This window comes from Microcoleus sp. PH2017_12_PCY_D_A (assembly GCF_020738565.1).
Lineage (GTDB): Bacteria > Cyanobacteriota > Cyanobacteriia > Cyanobacteriales > Microcoleaceae > Microcoleus.
In genome coordinates this window covers 1-17178 of record NZ_JAEQCI010000057.1, presented here as the reverse complement: position 1 = coordinate 17178, position 17178 = coordinate 1, and the positions used below count along the sequence as shown (strand labels likewise).

The 17178-nt window shown below is 47.1% G+C and carries 15 protein-coding genes and 1 pseudogene; 4 read left to right on the top strand and 12 right to left on the bottom strand.

What is annotated here, in order from left to right:
• The first annotated feature begins 14 nt into the window (after positions 1-14).
• Positions 15-419: a gamma-glutamylcyclotransferase gene (locus tag JGK39_RS17600; protein WP_293257566.1), complete on the top strand. Its 405-nt coding sequence runs from the start codon at positions 15-17 to the stop codon at positions 417-419.
• 25 nt (positions 420-444) lie between these two features.
• On the opposite strand, the gene JGK39_RS17595 is transcribed toward JGK39_RS17600, so the two are convergent.
• A complete protein-coding gene (locus JGK39_RS17595) occupies positions 445-819 on the bottom strand; it encodes a helix-turn-helix domain-containing protein (protein WP_293257568.1) in 375 nt (124 codons plus the stop codon).
• 250 nt (positions 820-1069) lie between these two features.
• Complete coding sequence (locus JGK39_RS17590; protein ID WP_293296957.1) at positions 1070-1666, bottom strand: ATP-binding protein; 597 nt, start codon at positions 1664-1666, stop codon at positions 1070-1072.
• A gap of 282 nt (positions 1667-1948) precedes the next feature.
• Here JGK39_RS17590 and JGK39_RS17585 point away from each other — a divergent pair, with 282 nt between their 5' ends.
• Entirely contained in the window at positions 1949-2167 is a 219-nt protein-coding gene (locus JGK39_RS17585; RefSeq protein ID WP_293257572.1) for a hypothetical protein, read from the top strand.
• Between the two features lie 159 nt (positions 2168-2326).
• Here JGK39_RS17585 and JGK39_RS17580 read toward each other — a convergent pair whose 3' ends face one another.
• From JGK39_RS17580 to JGK39_RS17565, 4 genes are all read right to left on the bottom strand, one after another.
• On the bottom strand, positions 2327-2929 hold the full coding sequence (locus JGK39_RS17580; RefSeq protein ID WP_293257574.1) for a zf-HC2 domain-containing protein: 603 nt from the start codon (positions 2927-2929) through the stop codon (positions 2327-2329).
• A 259-nt stretch (positions 2930-3188) separates the two neighbouring features.
• Entirely contained in the window at positions 3189-3848 is a 660-nt protein-coding gene (locus JGK39_RS17575; RefSeq protein ID WP_293257582.1) for a sigma-70 family RNA polymerase sigma factor, read from the bottom strand.
• A gap of 91 nt (positions 3849-3939) precedes the next feature.
• A complete protein-coding gene (locus JGK39_RS17570) occupies positions 3940-4431 on the bottom strand; it encodes a molybdenum cofactor biosynthesis protein MoaE (protein WP_293257584.1) in 492 nt (163 codons plus the stop codon).
• Positions 4432-4476: 45 nt separating this feature from the next.
• Complete coding sequence (locus JGK39_RS17565) at positions 4477-4704, bottom strand: hypothetical protein (protein WP_293296955.1); 228 nt, start codon at positions 4702-4704, stop codon at positions 4477-4479.
• A gap of 724 nt (positions 4705-5428) precedes the next feature.
• Between JGK39_RS17565 and JGK39_RS17560 the strand changes: the two genes are divergently transcribed.
• Positions 5429-5791 carry an SH3 domain-containing protein gene (locus JGK39_RS17560; protein ID WP_293181972.1) on the top strand — a complete coding sequence of 121 codons (363 nt, stop codon included), beginning with the start codon at positions 5429-5431 and terminating at the stop codon, positions 5789-5791.
• 252 nt (positions 5792-6043) lie between these two features.
• Here JGK39_RS17560 and JGK39_RS17555 read toward each other — a convergent pair whose 3' ends face one another.
• Positions 6044-7270 (bottom strand): RNA-guided endonuclease TnpB family protein, encoded by a 1227-nt coding sequence (locus tag JGK39_RS17555; RefSeq protein WP_293181974.1) that lies wholly within the window; start codon positions 7268-7270, stop codon positions 6044-6046.
• 213 nt (positions 7271-7483) lie between these two features.
• Positions 7484-8464 carry an aspartate carbamoyltransferase catalytic subunit gene (locus JGK39_RS17550; protein WP_293181976.1) on the bottom strand — a complete coding sequence of 327 codons (981 nt, stop codon included), beginning with the start codon at positions 8462-8464 and terminating at the stop codon, positions 7484-7486.
• Between the two features lie 786 nt (positions 8465-9250).
• Between JGK39_RS17550 and JGK39_RS17545 the strand changes: the two genes are divergently transcribed.
• Positions 9251-9469, top strand: a complete 219-nt coding sequence (locus tag JGK39_RS17545) for a DUF4327 family protein (protein ID WP_293257578.1) — start codon at positions 9251-9253, stop codon at positions 9467-9469.
• 405 nt (positions 9470-9874) lie between these two features.
• Here the strand turns inward: JGK39_RS17545 and JGK39_RS17540 are convergent, their stop codons facing one another.
• From JGK39_RS17540 to JGK39_RS17525, 4 genes and pseudogenes are all read right to left on the bottom strand, one after another.
• Complete coding sequence (locus JGK39_RS17540) at positions 9875-11116, bottom strand: protein kinase (RefSeq protein WP_293257580.1); 1242 nt, start codon at positions 11114-11116, stop codon at positions 9875-9877.
• A 304-nt stretch (positions 11117-11420) separates the two neighbouring features.
• Positions 11421-11525 (bottom strand): annotated as a pseudogene (locus JGK39_RS17535) (hypothetical protein); the annotation flags it as partial.
• 114 nt (positions 11526-11639) lie between these two features.
• The gene (locus JGK39_RS17530) at positions 11640-13886 is read right to left on the bottom strand and encodes a serine/threonine phosphatase (protein ID WP_293296954.1); all 2247 of its coding nucleotides are present in this window, start codon (positions 13884-13886) and stop codon (positions 11640-11642) included.
• 597 nt (positions 13887-14483) lie between these two features.
• Complete coding sequence (locus tag JGK39_RS17525; RefSeq protein ID WP_293296953.1) at positions 14484-17048, bottom strand: DHH family phosphoesterase; 2565 nt, start codon at positions 17046-17048, stop codon at positions 14484-14486.
• Positions 17049-17178 lie beyond the last annotated feature (130 nt).

The window sequence follows — 17178 nt, the reverse complement described above, 5'->3', positions numbered from 1 at the left end:
TAGGCCCGCGCCAGATGAAAGTCTTTGTCTACGGCACTCTCAAACCGGGGGAGTGCAACTATCTGCGCTACTGCGAGGGAAAGGTTGTGGATGCTTTGCCCGCGATCGCCCGCGGTCAACTTTTTGCACTGCCGATCGGCTATCCTGCAATGGTGGCCGGAGAGGGCACTGTCTGCGGTTTTCTGCTCTGTTTCGCAAATTCCGCTATTTTGGACGATTTAGACAGGCTTGAAGACTATCATCCGCTGCGGGAACCGACGGAAAACGAATATCAGCGGGAAGAAATCGAAATCTGCGATCGACACCTCAAACCCTTGGGCACGGCTTGGGCATACTTTATGTTACCCGATCGCGTTCGTGCTCTAAGAGGCATCTGGCTGCCCGATGGGACGTGGGAAAATCGGTTTTTGACAAAATAAGATAAAACGGTCGTTTTCTTATTCTTCAACCCGCGCACCATCCGGGTTTTGTGTGTATCGACGCGGTTTCAACCGCCCGGTCTTCCGATCGCATATTGGGATCGAACCTGTAACCGTAATCCCGAACAGTTTGAATAAAATTTGGCACAGTGGCATCGACTTTAGCCATTTTCTTGCGAATCTGGCCGATATGCACCTCCACAACTCGCTCTTCGGATGTGCAATTGGATTTCCAACCCCAGATTTTTTCGATTATTTGTTGGCGACTCCAAGATTCACCCGGATGACTTGCCAAAAAATGCAATATCTTAAATTCCATCGCTGTTAACTTGTAAGGATTCAGGTAACATAACTCCTTGCTGGGCAAAGACTTTAGATTTGGATCTCCATCGTAAATCAATCTCTATTCTCAATAAACCGCAAAAAACTGTCATTTTTCGCCGTTTATTGATAATCTATCGCGAAAGACAAAAACCCTTATTTTGCCCTAAAACCCTTGCTAGACAATCGTTGGAGCCGCAAGTTTTTAGACCTGAATCCTTAGGAAGCCCAACAACGTACCTCACCTTTTTGAGAAGTGCTATATGCAGGTTACAACGTATCTTTTTGTAAAAAAACCCGGTTTCTGGCCACCCGTGCGTACAGTCATGTTAGCGAAGGGTAAATCCCAGCTCGTTCCAGCTAAACGGACTTGTTTCTGCCAATTCTCCTTGCAATTTCGCTTCCAAGTCAAAGGGCTTCCCATAATCCCAGATTTTGATTTCTAGGCGAGCTGGAAATACTGTTATTTCTAGCTCGATTGGAGTTGCTAATGGCAGGTCTTTGTGAGCATGGCGAACAGCATTTGTAAATCCTTCGATTGTGGCAAGTTTCCATTGGTGAAAAACTGCTTCTGGAATCGGTAGAGCCTCTAATTGATCGACCCAAGTTAAAACTTTAGCAACCGCCTTGATATCAGAATTGCTCGTAAGGCTGATTTTTTGAAGTGGCTGGTTTGAACTGGCCTCGGATTGGGTATCTCGTTGTTTTTGAAACCATTTATTTAAAACATCGCTCGGTCGCTTAACACCACTAGCTTTAGTGCTGTCTTGGGGCTGATAATGTTTCATCAGGAACAAACAGTTTCGACTGTCAGAAGTGGGGGTATAGCTTAGCTCATCGGCTATTTTGCCAAGGACTTTTATGCCTATCCCACCTGACGGAATTTCATCCATGTTATCTCTCATTTGGTTGCTATCCTTTGTCATTATTTAATGGGTAATTTTTTAGTTAAAAAAGGAGTGGCTTTCTTTGGCTGGAGTGCGAACATCTCGATCCCTGGAAATATAGAGCCAATTTGGCATATACAGGCTTAGCTGTGAGGGACGATCGCACTCAAGCACAAAAAACGAACGGTTTTTACGAAATGGGGATGCTCCCGTTGTTGTCCTTATCATTGTCTCTTGGTTGCTCGCGTCTTGACAAACTCAGTTGGCCATCGCTAAACTGCTCGAAAACTGACATTGACAAATAAATAAGTAAATTATACAATGACGACCCTCAAAGCCTCTTCTGAGGGACGAGAAAGAATTAAGCAAGCTAGAAGTGAGAGGGGATGCACTATAGAAGACCCCCGATCGCTAGTAGAAGCGACTCAAGAGTTAGAGGGTAGAGGGCGATCGCGCTTGGACAGAGGCCCGCAAGCCCTATGCCGACGGCCTCTGGCTGCCAACTTCGAGGCGTTTTTTAGGAGGACAAGAACCCATTAAAGCCAATACTTTCAAGGCTTTCTGCACGGTTTTGCGCTTGAATTGGGAAGAATGAGAGATTGTAAAAGGATGCATCCACGTTGAAAATTTTGGAATAAATGCAAAAAGCCCCCTTTTTAGGGAGCTTAACAACTTCCGTTATTGCTCAAAACAAGAATTTTACTGCGCTTTGGGCAATGACTTGTGAGGGCTTGCTACAGCTTTCGGAATATCCATCACCGGTGCATTCACCCCAAGCATCAAATCGTTGGGATTAACAATCTCCAGTACAGGCTCGTTCAAAGCCACAATCAAACCGTCAGATTCAGCAGGAACGGGGGATGTAGCAAACTGGGGAGCAAACAATTGACGGCTGCCAGCGACACCAGCCACTGCTGCAATCAACAAAGCTGCGATCGCACCTCCACCCAAAACCCAAGTCCGTTTCGTCTGGCGTTTCTCCCCCTGCACAATCTTTGCAGCCAAATCCTGTGCAGATTGTTCCGCAGCAGGTACGGGCATTGACCCAAAAGCCTGCTGCATCATCATCAGTCGCGAGTACAAACGCTTCGTCGTGGGGTCATTTGTCAGCAATCCCTCAACTTCCCGGCGTTCTGCCGCCGTCACTTCGCCATCGATGTAGGCACTTAGCAATTCAAAGCGATCGCGCATCATAGTAGTTACATTCCCTTGGGGATAACTGTTGTTACCTTGACTTTGGGCGAGGGAATCCCCAATACCTTGATGATTCTGATTTTTATCCGATTCAAATTTAGAATTCATATTTCACACCACTTGTAAAATTAGCGTCAGCACCTGTTGGCTATTAGAATGATTTACTGCTTATTTATATTGTAAAATAGAAGCTTTGATGTCACAGCAAACTTCACCAAATCTTCTTTACCAGACCCAACAACGGATATAAGTCGCTGACTCTAGTCCCGGATCGCCCCTAATTTTAGACTTTAATTCTTCAATCTAAAATCTAAAATCTAAAATCTAAAATCTAAAATTAACTGACCCGCCTCGGAAATCACTCTTGCTAATGACCGTCGAGATATTTTTGCAATTGCAACTGCAACCTTTGGCGAGCTCTAGCAATTCTTGACTTGACCGTTCCCAGAGAAACTCCGGTCATTTCGGCTATTTCCTCATAGGCTAAACCTTCAATTTCTCTCAACACAATTGTCGTGCGGAATACTTCCGGCAAATCTGCGATCGCCACTCGCAACTGCTCGTAAAATTCTCTGGTTGTCAAATCTTCATCAGGCCCGGGACTGTCGGCCGGAAGTTCCCAATCAATCTCCCCATCTTCCAGAGCGCGGGGTACGTCCAGCGACAGCGGAGTTCGCACCCGCTTGCGCTTCCGCAACTCATCGTAAAACAAATTAGTGGCGATGCGGCTCAGCCAGCCCCGAAATTTAACAGGCTCTTGCAAGCGGTTAATATTGCGATAGACTCGAATCCAGACTTCCTGAGCTAAGTCTGCTCGGTCTTGCCAGTCAGGGGCCAGGTGATACAAAACCCTGTCTACGTGGGACTGATACCGCTTCAAAAGTTCTGCAAAGGCAGTGCTCTCAGGTCGATTTCCTTCCTGACACCGCAACACTAAGTCATAATTAGACAGTTTTTCGGATGGCAATTGCACTCTTTGAACGGTCGCCACAACCGCAGACCAGGACACGGAAATAAATTCGCTCATGTGTGGAATTGGCTCATCGAACATTCCACAGTTTTTGACGCTGCCCGATCGCGATTGGTTCCTGCACTCGGAAACTGCGATCGACTTCTAACTAATGACCGGTAACTTCGCACGCTCCAATACTAACCCAACTGCTAGAACCGTCTGCCCAATGTTCCTTTTTCCAAATCGGTACATTGTGTTTGAGCGTATCTATAGCGTACTGGCAAGCTGCAAAGGCTTCGCCCCGGTGGGGACAGCCCACAGCCACCACTACGCTGATTTCCCCTACCTGCAAGTGTCCGACGCGGTGGTGAATGGCGACCCGATTGACATCAGGCCACTGGCGGCGGATTTCTGTAGCGATTTGCTGGAATACTCGCACCGCCATCGGTTCGTAGGCTTGATATTCTAGGGAAACTACAGCTTGACCGTCAGTTTGGTTGCGGACTGTACCGCTCATCATTACCACTGCTCCGTTCGCTGGGTCATCTGCCAAAGTGTAGATTTCCTCCACAGACAAAGGAGCTAAGGTAATGGCAAAACTGTCTTTACTATTCCGTTGAGGAATTGTGCCGGTCGAGAGTGCAGAAAGAGAGTTCATTACAAAAGAAATGGTGCGAGAGAACTCGATCGATCTTGACACAAATCAAGTTGCGAGCGATCGATCTTGCATCTTTGTCATGGATACACAAAGGTCAATCTTTAGCAAGATGTCGATGGCCCCGAAGGGCTGTAACAGTGCGATCGGGTCAATATAACTCACACGAACCAAATTCACACGGTGCAGGAAGGTGAGTACGAGACTTGTGCGATCGAACAGTCGATCTGGCTGTAGCAACTCAATCAGTAACCACACCAAAATAAGCAGTATCATGCCCAAGTCGCTGTCAGCTATCTCCAACTCAAAGCGATGACTGCGTTCCCTTTTGAATGACACAGTTAAGTTGAATTCTACCCTCATCGCGATCGGCGCCGTCCAAATTTTCAGCAGAAAATGTAAACTTTATTTATTTTTTGCTCCACCAAGCTACTTAAATGACATGATGTACCTGTGCAGAGTTGAGCCAAAGCAGGCCTATACTCGGCAAAAGCAAGACGGTAACAACCTCTTGCGCCTGTTCTTACCAAAGAACCAGATGCAAGCCCCGGGCTACCGACACCGGGAAAATTCCGTTGCGGTTTCAACCCTCTTGAATATTTCTTTACACACTAATCGAAATAGTTGTGTTAAAGTCACCAAAGCAAGTAGGAGAAACCATCTACGTGTTGAAACATCCTAGTACGGAGAAATCCCGGCAACTGACCTATCCGACCCAAGAAGATTCGGAATAGTTAAAGGGCAAATAATGGCAGGTTGTAGAGCGTAGCATATCTGTTGGCTAGCGATCGGCTAGCGATGGTCTGAAAGCGTCAAAAAACTATACGCAATGTTTGGAGAAATCTAAACTGAGCGGGTAGGGGCGACTTGATAGCCACGAGTAAAAATCCAGATTCGGATTTGTCAAGAATCCCTTCGCCTTTAGGCATGGGGAGTATAAAATGAGTCTGCACGAAAAAACGTTAATCACAATCACGAGGAAACTATGGAAGCACTAGCATTGAGCCACTCTTTTGTTGCTTATGAATCTCCAGAGTCCGAGCTCCAACTGGAATTGAAAATTCCTAAATCTGCCGTGGTAGGCGTTGCAGGTCTGGCAGTAGCCCTGTCTATTCTGAGTGTGAGTGGCGAAGCACAGGCAGGTTGCCACTACAAGCGCTGCGGCGGCGGTCGCAGCCATCACAGCTACGCCGAAGTTGCCACCAATGGTGGCAGACTGAATATCCGCCACCGGGCCAGTCGCTGTTCTCATATCATCGGCAAGTTACACAATGGAGACAATGTGAAATTGACCGGTCATTACAAGCACGGCTGGGCTAAACTTGCAGGTGGGGGCTGGGTTTCTACTGCGTGGCTTGACTAATTCTTAACTAGAGTAATTTACATTTCTAGAAAGAGTTTGAATCGTTACCAAGCTGGTTTTGGTAACGATTATTTTTCATGAGGCCCTTGATGGTGACAAATAATCGAAGATCCAAAGTTATAGCCTTTCTCAAAAAGATGAGGTATGACTGACAGCTTATATAAGCCTTAAACGTATAGGGTTCTCTTGGCAACAACGTCCGCGAATCTTTCGCTAGATCCGCTATATATCGTTAACAACTGACAACGTGAACTACCACACACTCACCCTCGATCGGGTAGAGTGTGGGCTTCTCCCTTCAACAACCACAGCCGCCACAGTAGTAGACTTACGCCCATACTGTTTTGGTCTTACATAGCCTTCAGGAGCAATAACGCTGGTTCCCAACGTCAGTACGCGCAAGCCTTCATTTTTGATATTTATCGCCGCGTTGATATCTCTGTCATGTCGCTGTTTACAGTGCGGGCAATCAAATGCACGCACAGACAGATCCATTTTTGGCAATGGCTTCAAGGTATTCGAGCAAAGATGAGTTGAGGCAAAAAATCGACCTATTTCTAGATAAATCTTGCCCACCATTTCGGCTTTGTACTTAAGCATAGTGCAGAACATTCCCCAGCCAGCATCGGATATTGCCTTGGCTAGGCAATGATTTTTTACCATGTTTCTCACTGCCAGATTTTCTACTACTATGACTTGGTTTTCGTCTACTATCCTGCGCGATAGTTTGTGTAGAAAATCCTCGCGGACTCTTTTGATTTTAGAATGAACCTTAGCTACCGCCAGCTTTGCTTTGCGACTTTTGTTAGTCGTCTTATCCTTTTTACGAGCTAGTTTTTTCTGCTTACGAGCTAGGTTCTTTTCATGTTTTTGGGTTGCTTTAGGATGTTGATATTTAGAGCCGTTAGATGTCACCGCAAAATCAGTTAGACCTAGATCTATCCCAATTATATTCCCATCACTACTGGATTCTGGCGATTCAGTCCCATCATCTAATAGCATCGAAGCAAAATATCTGCCGTCAGGATTTTTGGATAAAGTCACAGTTTTAACTTTGCCTTCAATATCCCGATGAACTATGGCTTTAACCACACCCAATTTACCAGGGAACTTAATCTCACGATCGCTCAAGATTTTAACGTTTTGAGGGTATTGAATAGATTGTTTTCCTTGGCGTTTCTTGAATGTTGGGTACAGGGATCGACCATCAAAAAAGTTGCCAAAAGCCACGCCCAGATTCAAAACTGACTGTTGAAGGCATTGTGAGTAACACTCAGACAACCACTCAAATTCAGCTTTCCACACAGGTATGGACTTCTTCATTGTCATAGCTGTAACGCCCTTACCAGTCTCTTGATAGGTCGCTGTCATCGTAGCCAAAGACTGATTCCAGACCCAACGAACACAACCAAAAGCTTGAGCCAGGTGTACTTGCTGGGCAACGGTAGGATAGATTCGGACTTTGACAGCTTTTAACACGAAACTTAGATTACTTCTTTGATTGCTCTAAGAATATTGTAGCTGAAAACATTGGCAAGTGCAAGGGATTTGTTCGCATCATCATACACCCGCGCATCTCCCGCAGGCTACGACAAGAGCGTCTTGTGAGCAGGTGCAATCGTCAGCTTACACAGCTTTCATCCCACGCCAACCCTCGATCGGGTATGGACGCGGGGATTCCCGCCTGTCTAGCTAAACTTTACCGCCACCGATCAAATACAGTAAGGCCATCCGCACCGCTACGCCGCTGGTAACTTGCTGAGAAATCAGGCTAAATTGCGGATCGTCCATCAAATCCGAGCTAATTTCCACGCCGCGGTTGACCGGGCCTGGGTGCAACACCTTCACATCCGGCTTGCAGAGTTTCAGCCGATCGCGCGTAACTCCATACAAAGCATGATACTCTCGTAAACTCGGCAGCAAATGCTGGCTCATCCGTTCCTTTTGCAGCCGCAAAGTCATCACAAAATCAGCATCGACCAAAGCAGGTTCAAGCTGCCAGTGCAAAAATAACTTACCTTCCCTACCATTGCCACACTCAGCAAACAACAGCGGCAACAAAGTCGGCGGCCCGGCTAAATGAACCTCAGCCCCCGAAGCCGTTAAACTCCAAATATTAGACCTCGCTACCCGGGAATGCAAGATATCCCCCACCACAGCAATTTTTTTGCCCGCTAAAAGTTCCAGTCGCGGACGTTCGGCATCTAACAAAGAACAAATAGTAAATAAGTCTAGCAAACCTTGCGACGGGTGTTCGTGCTGGCCGTCTCCAGCATTGAGAACGCTGACTCTCGAACCCAAGCGATCCATTTCTGAAGCAATTGTACTGGGAACTCCAGCCTGTTCGTGCCGGATCACCATCAAATCCGTTCCCATCGCCAGATAAGTCTTAGCCGTATCCAGAATAGTCTCCCCCTTCGTCAGAGAAGAACTGCCTGGGGTAAAATTCAGCGTATCCGCCGACAGCCGCTTCGCCGCCAACTCAAAACTGTTGCGAGTCCGGGTTGAAGGTTCAAAAAACAAATTCGCGACCACTTGACCCTGTAGGGCGGGCACTTTCTTGGTGCGGCGGCCGAGCACTTCCCGAAAACTGGCGGCAGTTTGCAGCACCGTGTCGTATTCGTCGGAGGTAAAATCAGCCAGAGTGAGAATGTGTCGCCTTTTCCAAGTCATACAATTTTAGATTTGAGATTTGAGATTTAGGACGATGGGTTGGGAACTTACTTGCGCGCCTGTGTCGGGCGGTCTACAATGGTCGATCGACAGTCGCGGGGATGCCGATCAACAGTATCCAACAATTTTTGACCACCTTTGCCGTCAATAGAGTTATAATTCAATACGGTTTACTTAAGAGATCCCCCCTAGCCCCCCTTAAAAAAGGGGAGTAGGGGGTGGGGCAAGAATGCTCTCTTTCGTCCCCCAAGGGATCGGGGGATGCGAGGGGGATCTCCGGCGCATAAATAGTGTTAAGTAAACTGTATTGAGTTATAATTAGGTAGATGGCGGATCGGACTCCCCTCTTACAGCAAAGCCAGCGTTGAAGCTGAAACAAGTGCGTGGGGTTTAGTTTACTCGCCCGAAAGCGGAAATTAAGCTGTAGCAGCGCTCAAGCAGTAATTGCAGTTTCTCGGAACCTCAGCCTTGTCAAAAACCAGCCTTCAGCAGCCATTGCATCTGCTATTATGTGGAAATAATCGAGGAGGTCAACCTCCTACTGCCGATCGACAGCATATAGCGGGACATTCCAAAGATGATTAATTCTTTGCAGTCGGTCTTGACTCTTCAGTCCTGCTTATAGCCCCTTGTCAAAATGAACTGTGTTAAGATACAAGTTGAATATGTAGCTTCCCGACAAAAATCTACACGTATCTTGGCGAGACTGTTCTTGGCGAAACTGCGGTAAAAAGTGTGCGCTGGGAAGTGGTAATTACACAAGATTTAAACAATTCAAGAGGTATTATGAGCCAGCAGGTTATACAGCCGATGGTTAAGTTCCAACGTCAGGTGCATTCTCTCGTCACGTCTGGCATTATCAAGCCGACAGACAGTATTTGGAAAATAGCTCTGCTTTATGGGGATGAATGGCCTTACTGGAAACAGCAACTCCTAGAGTTTGATTTTTCTATGCAAGACCCCGTGAGCGAGTTGATAGCTGTAGAAGCTTGGGACGAGGAATAACACAGGAGCAGTCAGCAGTCAGCAGTCATTAGTCATTAGTCGTTAGTCAGAAGGAAAAAGTCCGCTGTCATTCGTCATTCGTCATACAATTTTCGATTGGGGATTTTCGATTAAATAATTGGCAATGACTGATAAACTAAGGGTTGGGCACAGGGGCAAAGCAGTTGCATTATTTTTTTTAAATGGTGTCACTAGGAAGAGGCCCGAGGGAAGAGGAAGAGGGAAGAAGTTAGCCACGGAAAATTTATTTAGAGAATTTAGCCGATCGGCTTTTAATTTCTCCCAGACACCAAAGTCTTCCCTCTGACTGCTGACTGCTGACTGCTGACTGCTGACTACTGACAACAGGACTACTGACTAATAACTAATAACTAATGACTAATGACTAATGACTAATGACTTCTGTTAAAGGCAAGCTGCTAAAGCTCTAGCTAATTGTTGAGCAGTTTGAAAGCGATCCCCAGGTTTAGCTGCGGTGGTTCGCACAATGACCTCCCGCAACTTCGGGGCGATTGTCGGAATATTATCGAGTTTAAACCCGTAACCTCTAGCAATTTTTCCGTAAAACTTTTGAGGGCTTTGGGCTGTCAGCAAAAAAATCAAAGTCGGCCCAATAGCATATAAATCTGACTGAGGAAGAGGCTGTCCCCGGTCTTGTTCTGGTGCGGTGTAACCTTCAACGCCGATGCGAGTGCCCGGAGGAGTGCCGATTTCTTTAACGGCGCCAAAATCCAGCACTGTAATGCGATTGTCGCGGTGGCGCACTAGCAAATTAGCAGGTTTAATATCCCGGTGGACGATCGGGGGTTTTTGAGAGTGAATGTAGTCCAAAATTTCACAGGTTTGGATCGTCCACTCGATCGCCTGTTGGGGAGCAACAGGCCCTCGGTTGTAGATGCGTTTTTCTAAATCCTCGCCGTGGAGCATTTCCATCACCAAATATTTTTTGCCACCTTCGACAAAAAAGTCAAAAAACTGAGGAATCCCTGGATGGTGGAGCGCTTTGAGGGTTTTAGCTTCACGTTCAAACAGTTCTTGAGCTTTGACTATTTGAGCCATGTCAGCATTCATTTCCTTGAGAACTACCAGAGAAGCTGCGGGAGAACTTCCCGGTTGTTGATCTCTGGCTTTCTGCCGATCCCAGGCTAAAGTTGTTGTTCCCATACCGCCTTGGCCCAAAGTTCGCAGCACTTGGTAGTGGCGGATTGTGCGATCGACTTTAATCGGTTCCCCACAGTGGATGCAGAATAAATTAGCAGGCGGATTTCCCGCGTGGGTACACCGCGGTGTGGCGGCGTTAAAGGTAGGGATCGGCTCAATTTTGCCGCCGAATTCAATAGTGATAACTTGGAAATGCAGAATTGGGCCGCCCCGCGCCAATTGGATCAGGGCACCGTCGGATATCCAACCCTGAGACATCAGAGCACCGTTAACAAAAGTGCCATTTGTCCCGGAATTGACTAAGTACCACTGGCGGTTAGCACCGCTTTTAACTCTTTGCAATTCCACGTGATCCCGCGACACCAAAGCATTGGGAATCACAACGTGATTTTCAGGAGACCGGCCGATGCGGACAATGGACTCCTTCTCGAAACTCCACTGTTGCAGGGGGGTATTGTTTTCTGGATCTAAAAGAGTCAGCAGCATTTTAGATTGATGTGATTAATCTGCCACATAAAATTGATACAAAGTTGACAATACTGATATCTACGACACATAAGAAACTTATTTCCTGCTGCTTTCTAGGTAGGCGGCTATTTCTAGTCTACAGGGTCAATTCAGAACAACGTGTCTTGACTCGCCGATAATATCATGTCCGGTTGATTACCATCACAAAAACGGTTTGATCGTTTGGACTTGAGTCCGCTTTATGCTGCGGACTCAAGTCCAAACGATCAAACCTTGCTTATTGGGGTCAATCGATCGGACATGATATAATGGGAATGAGAAATTAAATAATGGCTGCGTTTAAGTCCCGATCGATCGACAGACTGCAACATTCACAATCAAAAACTGGTTGTTTTAATGACATTACTTGAATATCGCGGCAAGCCGAACAAGTTTTTGATTGCGGATGCCAACGTTAATCTTCCTTTGCCATGCAACAATTCCAGGTTTAAATCTAACGATCTCCGCCACCGCCTTTAAACAATTTGGCTGCATCCAAATTCTAAAATCGAAATGGGCCTACCTGCGCCCGAATGATAATTGCCGTGATATTGTCGTGACCGTTGCGTTTGTTGCCCAGTTCAATCAACTCAGCAACTCCCTCATCGAGATTAGCTTGGGGATTGAACAGAGGTTCGAGAGTGTCACGCCAGTGAGTTTCTAACAAATCATTATCTGTCAAACCGTCGGAGGCCAAAATCAATAAAGTATCTTCGCACAAGTCTAAAAACTGCACGTCAGGCTTGAGAAAATTGCCGTCTCGCGGGCCGATGGCTTGAGTTAGTTGATAGGCGTCGGGACGGGAATAAGCAGTTTCCGCGTCAACCCCGCGCTTAATTTCGCGCTGGCCTACTTCGTGATCTGAGGTTATTTTTTCGAGTGTCTGTCCCTTTCGGAGTCGGTAAAGACGGCTGTCGCCGACGTGAGCAACGGCGAATTTGGTGTCTTGAACTAAGACTGCGACTAGGGTTGTACCCATGCGGCCACTGCCGGAGCGACCGTCCTTTTGATTGATTTCAAAGATGGTTTTGTTGGCTAGCAGCACTCCCTGGCGAATGGTATCAGGCTCGGGTAGTTGATTTTCCCAACTGGTTTGAAAGAATTCTCTGAGGGTTTCAGCGGCTAATTGACTGGCTACTTCTCCGCTGTCATGTCCGCCCATCCCGTCGCAGAGAATGTAAAGCCCTTTGGTTTGAAAGATGCGACCGAAGGAGGTTTCGAGTTTGTTGAGTTGAGTCCAGATGCTGAAGAAGTCTTCATTGTGCTCGCGGGTGCGGCCGACATCGGTGAGGCCTGCGTCTTCTAAACTGTAAATCTGGACGGGCATGGGCTGGGTTAAGACTTCGCCAACAACTTCGGGGGGCGAGTTGTCGGGGATGTCTGTTTGGAAACGGGTGGGCGTTAAGGTTGGTGGAGGTGCGGGTTGGAGTTCTAGGGGAACGGTTTCTAGGCGCGATCGCAATTCTTCTATGGTGTTAATCTCGCCTCTGTACATTTGTTGCAGCAGTTCGAGCAATGCGCCAAACTGAGTGCGATCGGACTGATTAAATATCGCCTGCCACAATTGCCCCAAATCTATTAGTTGCAGGTTTGAGCCGGCGGGTTCGGGGTAGAGGTATTGCAACCGCAAAGAGGCAAAGGAAAAGGAAGAGTCGGGATTGACCCGCAAATTTGTCAGTTCCAACAAGCTTTGGCGGCAGCGCCAGGGTTCCAGGGCTGCCCAGAGTTCGGTCATTTCGTGCAGCCAGTAGACAATTTGCTGGATGGAGGTTTCGGGTTGACTCCACCGTTCTACCAGCAGCGGCCATTGCGAACAGTCTTCTAGCAGCAGCACGGCTTGTTGGTTGTCTGACCAGCTATCGTGAATGACTGGCAGGTTGTGAGAGAATTGCCACCGCAGTGCGAGATAAGGTTCAGCTATGCCTTGGCAAAGCTCTGCTAAGGCCCCATTGGTCGCATTTTCTCCGGGTTTGATTGCTGCGGTGTAGGGGGAGGTGCGTTTGGCGACGCTGGCAGAGTTGGCTGCTAGCATTGCTTTGAGGGGTGACATTTGCAGCGGCTGACAGTCTAATACTGTTACTGCTACTGTGTCGGAGGGTTTTCTCGCGGGCAGGGTTTCTAGGAGTTGGTAGCGCTGCTGGCTGTCTAGATAAGCTCCTGCGGGCTGGGAAGGGATTAAATATTCTGAATAGGGGAGGGGGATTTCTGGGGATGGGGGAGATGCGCCCTCGGGGCTGTCGGTTTCTGGCTGTGGTGCGGTTGTGAAATTGTTTTCAGATGGGGTTATTTCGCCGTCTGGTGCTGTGTTAGAGCTTTTTTGGTCTGTTTGAAAGGATTCGGTGGCGATCGCCCCTAGGACGATTGGGGCACCTTTAATTTCTGGGCTGCTGGATTCGGCCGCATCAAGTTGTGGAGAATCGGCGGTGATTTCTGTTTTAATGTGGTCTGCGATCGGTTGGGGAGAGTTTTGGGCCGATCGGGTTTCTGGAAAATTGTCGGTTTTTTGTGTAAGCTCGGCTGATGGTATGGTTGACTGCTCTAGCTGGACTGCTGGAAAGTTCGATCGACCGCAGATAATCGCCCGCCACACTTGACCTGTTGTGACGCCACAATTCTGACATAATTCGGCGCTAACAGCGACTTGGGTTCCGCATTGGTGGCAAGCTTTGTAAGTTAGGGAATTTCCGCATTGTTGACAAAACTTGTTTAGATTGGGATTTTCAAATTGGCAGCGGGGACAGAGGAGCATAGGGGTTTTATATTGGAGATGTGCGATCGAGTGAAAGCGGTGGGGGAGTTTTGGGTTTGGGGTGTAAGTTATGAGTTATGAGTTTTGGGCGTGACTCGCAACAGATAACTCCCATTGCCCTATGCCTTATTTTATCGGCATCGATTCAGAACTAAGATATTTCTTAAAACTGAGATGTGGCATCCGCGTCAGGAATCAGCCCTGCGAGGGAGAGGGGGAGAATGGGAGAATGGGAGAGGGGGAGAATGGGAGAGGGGGAGAATGGGAGAATGGGAGAGGGGGAGAATGGGAGAATGGGAGAGGGGGAGAGGGGGAGAATGGGAGAGGGGGAGAGGGGGAGAGGGGGAGATGATTGAGATATATAATTTAAATTGAGTACAGTCTGGAAGTATTTCCTATTTAAGATTTTCCCTGCTTGCCTGACAAAAAACTGATTCGATTGGTGGAAGAGGCCCGAAAGCCTGTTATATCGTTTCCGGTTGTATCGTCAGGTGATTTAACCGCAGAGAACACAGAGGACACAGAGAGAGAAGATAGAGATGAATACAGGAGGATGCAATCGGATTTGATATTACGGAAAAAAGTGGAAGGTCTCAATTAGAAGAGAGTGTCTGTATAATCTTCTTGGAAAACGGTCTCTCGGGCGATCGACACAATGGTAGAAAGAGGTACTTCACAGAAATATTTTCGCCGGAATTGTTCTTCCCAGACTGCTGCTAGGAATTGCGCTGCATAACGGGAGGCGCTGGGGGAATTTGGCACTGAGAATTGAGTTGAGGGGCTAGAGGTGTGAACTCCGATTTCTCTGGTTTCGGGTTGTCTGGTGATGTGAAAAGCCCGATCGCGATAATTGACTTTGAAACCCAGATGTTTTAATGTTGTGAATCCAAGTTGCAGCGACGTGTCGCTGATGGCGAGTTTTTGGCTTAGTTGCTGTCTGGTGACGGGTTTGTTGGTGCGGCTGAGGTATTTGGCGATGCCGATTAGCTGTTGGCAGATTTGCTGCGGCGGTACCAATGGAGGTAAAGTATAGGCGATCGCGAGTTTTTTCTGAGTGTGCTGGGCTTGCCGAAACCAGACGCGCAATTCGTCCCAGCTTGCGGGGCATTGTTTGAGGATAATCGAGTTTTCGCGATCGAGCATTGTTGAATTATAAGCTAGATTGTCGATCGGCATTTCAGATTCCAAGTTTGTACTAACTGCTAATAACTCTTCATCATCTTGATTATTATTATTTCTATTGCGCCAGTCCAATATCCAATCTATTTTAGTCTGCGAACTAACTTGTTTGTCATCCGTGCGTTCCCGCACTGCTATCAACCGCACTTCATAGTTCGACGTATAAGTATTGAAATCGAGTTCGACAGTCGCATCGCACCGCCCTTCGGGAACTTCATCTCGGTAATGTCCCCACCAAATGCCGGGAAATCCTGCATGAGTTGATTCATCCCAAATTTCAAAAGAAGTTTTGATATACTTCACTTCTTTTCCCTGTGAATCTTTAATATTTCTATTGTAGATATTCTTAAACCAGCAATTTTCAATCAGCAATTTTGGTACGGGATTGCCCATACCGCAGGGCTCAAGCAATTTTAGTTCTTGAAACAACTCTTTGCCTAATTCCGCGACATTAATTTTCAAATCCGCTAGAACAGGTGCGGCTGTAAAACTATCTATGCTGTATTGTTGTCGGAGTTGCTGATTGACCGCATCGGTAAATAGCGGGATATTTTCAACTGGGAGACTCAAGCCGGCCGCGAAGGGATGACCGCCGAATCTATCCAATAAATGCGCTTGGTCTTTGACTAATTGGTAAAGATCGATGTGATTTGCAGAACGGGCAGAACCGCGGGCAATTTTAGATTTTGAATTTGGGATTTTAGATTTAGAAAGTGTTTCTGAATCAGAGTCAAAAGAATCTATAAATTTAGTTTCTGGAATACTTTCTTTGATTTCTTCGCTTCCTTCCGTGCAGAATAAAATTACCGGGCGGCCGTATTCTTGGGCAATTTGTCCCGCCACTAATCCTAATACTCCTACGGGCCATTGCGGGTCGCTGAGGACGATGACGCTGGTGGTTGATAGGTCGAGTTTCGCTAGTTTTTCGGCTGCATCTTTGGCGACATCTTTTTGCAAAGATTTGCGCCTGGTGTTGGCAATTTCGGTTAGATTTGCTAGTTCTTCGCAGCGTTTTTTGTCGCGGCTGGTGAGGAGTTCTACGCAGAAGCTGGCGTCCCCTTGAATGCGACTGACGGCGTTGATTCGGGGGCCGAGGCCGAAGGAAATGTCGGTTGGGCGATCGCCCGCTCGTTTGCACAGTTCGAGCAATTTTGCAACTCCCGGACGGGTGGGATTTGCAATTTGTTTTTGCAGTTGTGCGATGCCGAGTTGTGCTAGGTAGCGACAATCTCCTGTAAGTTGGACTAAATCGGCAATTAAGCCGATCGCCACTAACTCCAATAAATCAGTCAGCGGTCGCTGCGGAATATCTGGCAATGTGTGATATAGTCCTTCGATTAATTTGTAGGCTACCGCCACGCCGGACAGGTTAAATAGTTGGTGGTCAGGCGAAAAGTACCGGGGATTGATGATTGCCGTTGCTGGCGGGCGATCGTCCGGTAATGTATGGTGGTCAGTAACAATTGTATCAATACCTAGACTTGTAGCATATTCGATTTCAGCAATATTTGTACTGCCAGTATCGCAAGTAATAATTAGGCTAATTTCCGATTTTGCTAAAGCGTCTATTCCCGGAATATTGAGACCGTGAGATTCTGTTAAGCGATTGGGAATATAATAAGTTAGTTGGTCATTTTGAGTAAAAAACTCTCCCAGTCCGTCCCAAAGTACCGAAGTTGAAGTTATGCCGTCCGCGTCGAAATCTCCCCAAATTGCTACTTTTTCGGCGCTGTTTCTTGCTTGCTGAATTCTGGCGATCGCCCAGTTCATTTCTAGTCCGAATTCAAAGAAACTTGCTGGTTGGTAAAGTTTGGGATTTAAGAAACCTGGTATTTCTTCCGGGTTTTGAATGCCTCTATACCATAGAAGTGCAGCGGCATAATTTCCTGGGAGTTCTGGCGCGTGGTTTCTGACAGATTGGATCAGCCAATCTGGGGGTTGAGGTAAGGGTTGATTTTGCCAATTTCGATCTATTTCTGCCATAGGTTATACGATTTTTTAGTCCATCGCCCACAATCAAGGTTCGTAGTAAGGACTTTAGTCCTAATTAGCCAAAATAAAAGTTCCCAAATCAAGGTTCGTAGTAAGGACTTTAGTCCTAATTAGCCAAAAT

Bases quoted from the DNA above. Each gene is read 5' to 3' on its own strand.
- JGK39_RS17600 (WP_293257566.1), top strand. From the start codon at position 15: ATGAAAGTCTTTGTCTACGGCACTCTCAAACCGGGGGAGTGCAACTAT.
- JGK39_RS17590 (WP_293296957.1), bottom strand. From the start codon at position 1,666: ATGACAAAGGATAGCAACCAAATGAGAGATAACATGGATGAAATTCCG.
- JGK39_RS17585 (WP_293257572.1), top strand. From the start codon at position 1,949: ATGACGACCCTCAAAGCCTCTTCTGAGGGACGAGAAAGAATTAAGCAA.
- JGK39_RS17580 (WP_293257574.1), bottom strand. From the start codon at position 2,929: ATGAATTCTAAATTTGAATCGGATAAAAATCAGAATCATCAAGGTATT.
- JGK39_RS17575 (WP_293257582.1), bottom strand. From the start codon at position 3,848: ATGAGCGAATTTATTTCCGTGTCCTGGTCTGCGGTTGTGGCGACCGTT.
- JGK39_RS17570 (WP_293257584.1), bottom strand. From the start codon at position 4,431: ATGAACTCTCTTTCTGCACTCTCGACCGGCACAATTCCTCAACGGAAT.
- JGK39_RS17565 (WP_293296955.1), bottom strand. From the start codon at position 4,704: ATGATACTGCTTATTTTGGTGTGGTTACTGATTGAGTTGCTACAGCCA.
- JGK39_RS17550 (WP_293181976.1), bottom strand. From the start codon at position 8,464: ATGACTTGGAAAAGGCGACACATTCTCACTCTGGCTGATTTTACCTCC.
- JGK39_RS17545 (WP_293257578.1), top strand. From the start codon at position 9,251: ATGAGCCAGCAGGTTATACAGCCGATGGTTAAGTTCCAACGTCAGGTG.
- JGK39_RS17540 (WP_293257580.1), bottom strand. From the start codon at position 11,116: ATGCTGCTGACTCTTTTAGATCCAGAAAACAATACCCCCCTGCAACAG.
- JGK39_RS17530 (WP_293296954.1), bottom strand. From the start codon at position 13,886: ATGCTCCTCTGTCCCCGCTGCCAATTTGAAAATCCCAATCTAAACAAG.
- JGK39_RS17525 (WP_293296953.1), bottom strand. From the start codon at position 17,048: ATGGCAGAAATAGATCGAAATTGGCAAAATCAACCCTTACCTCAACCC.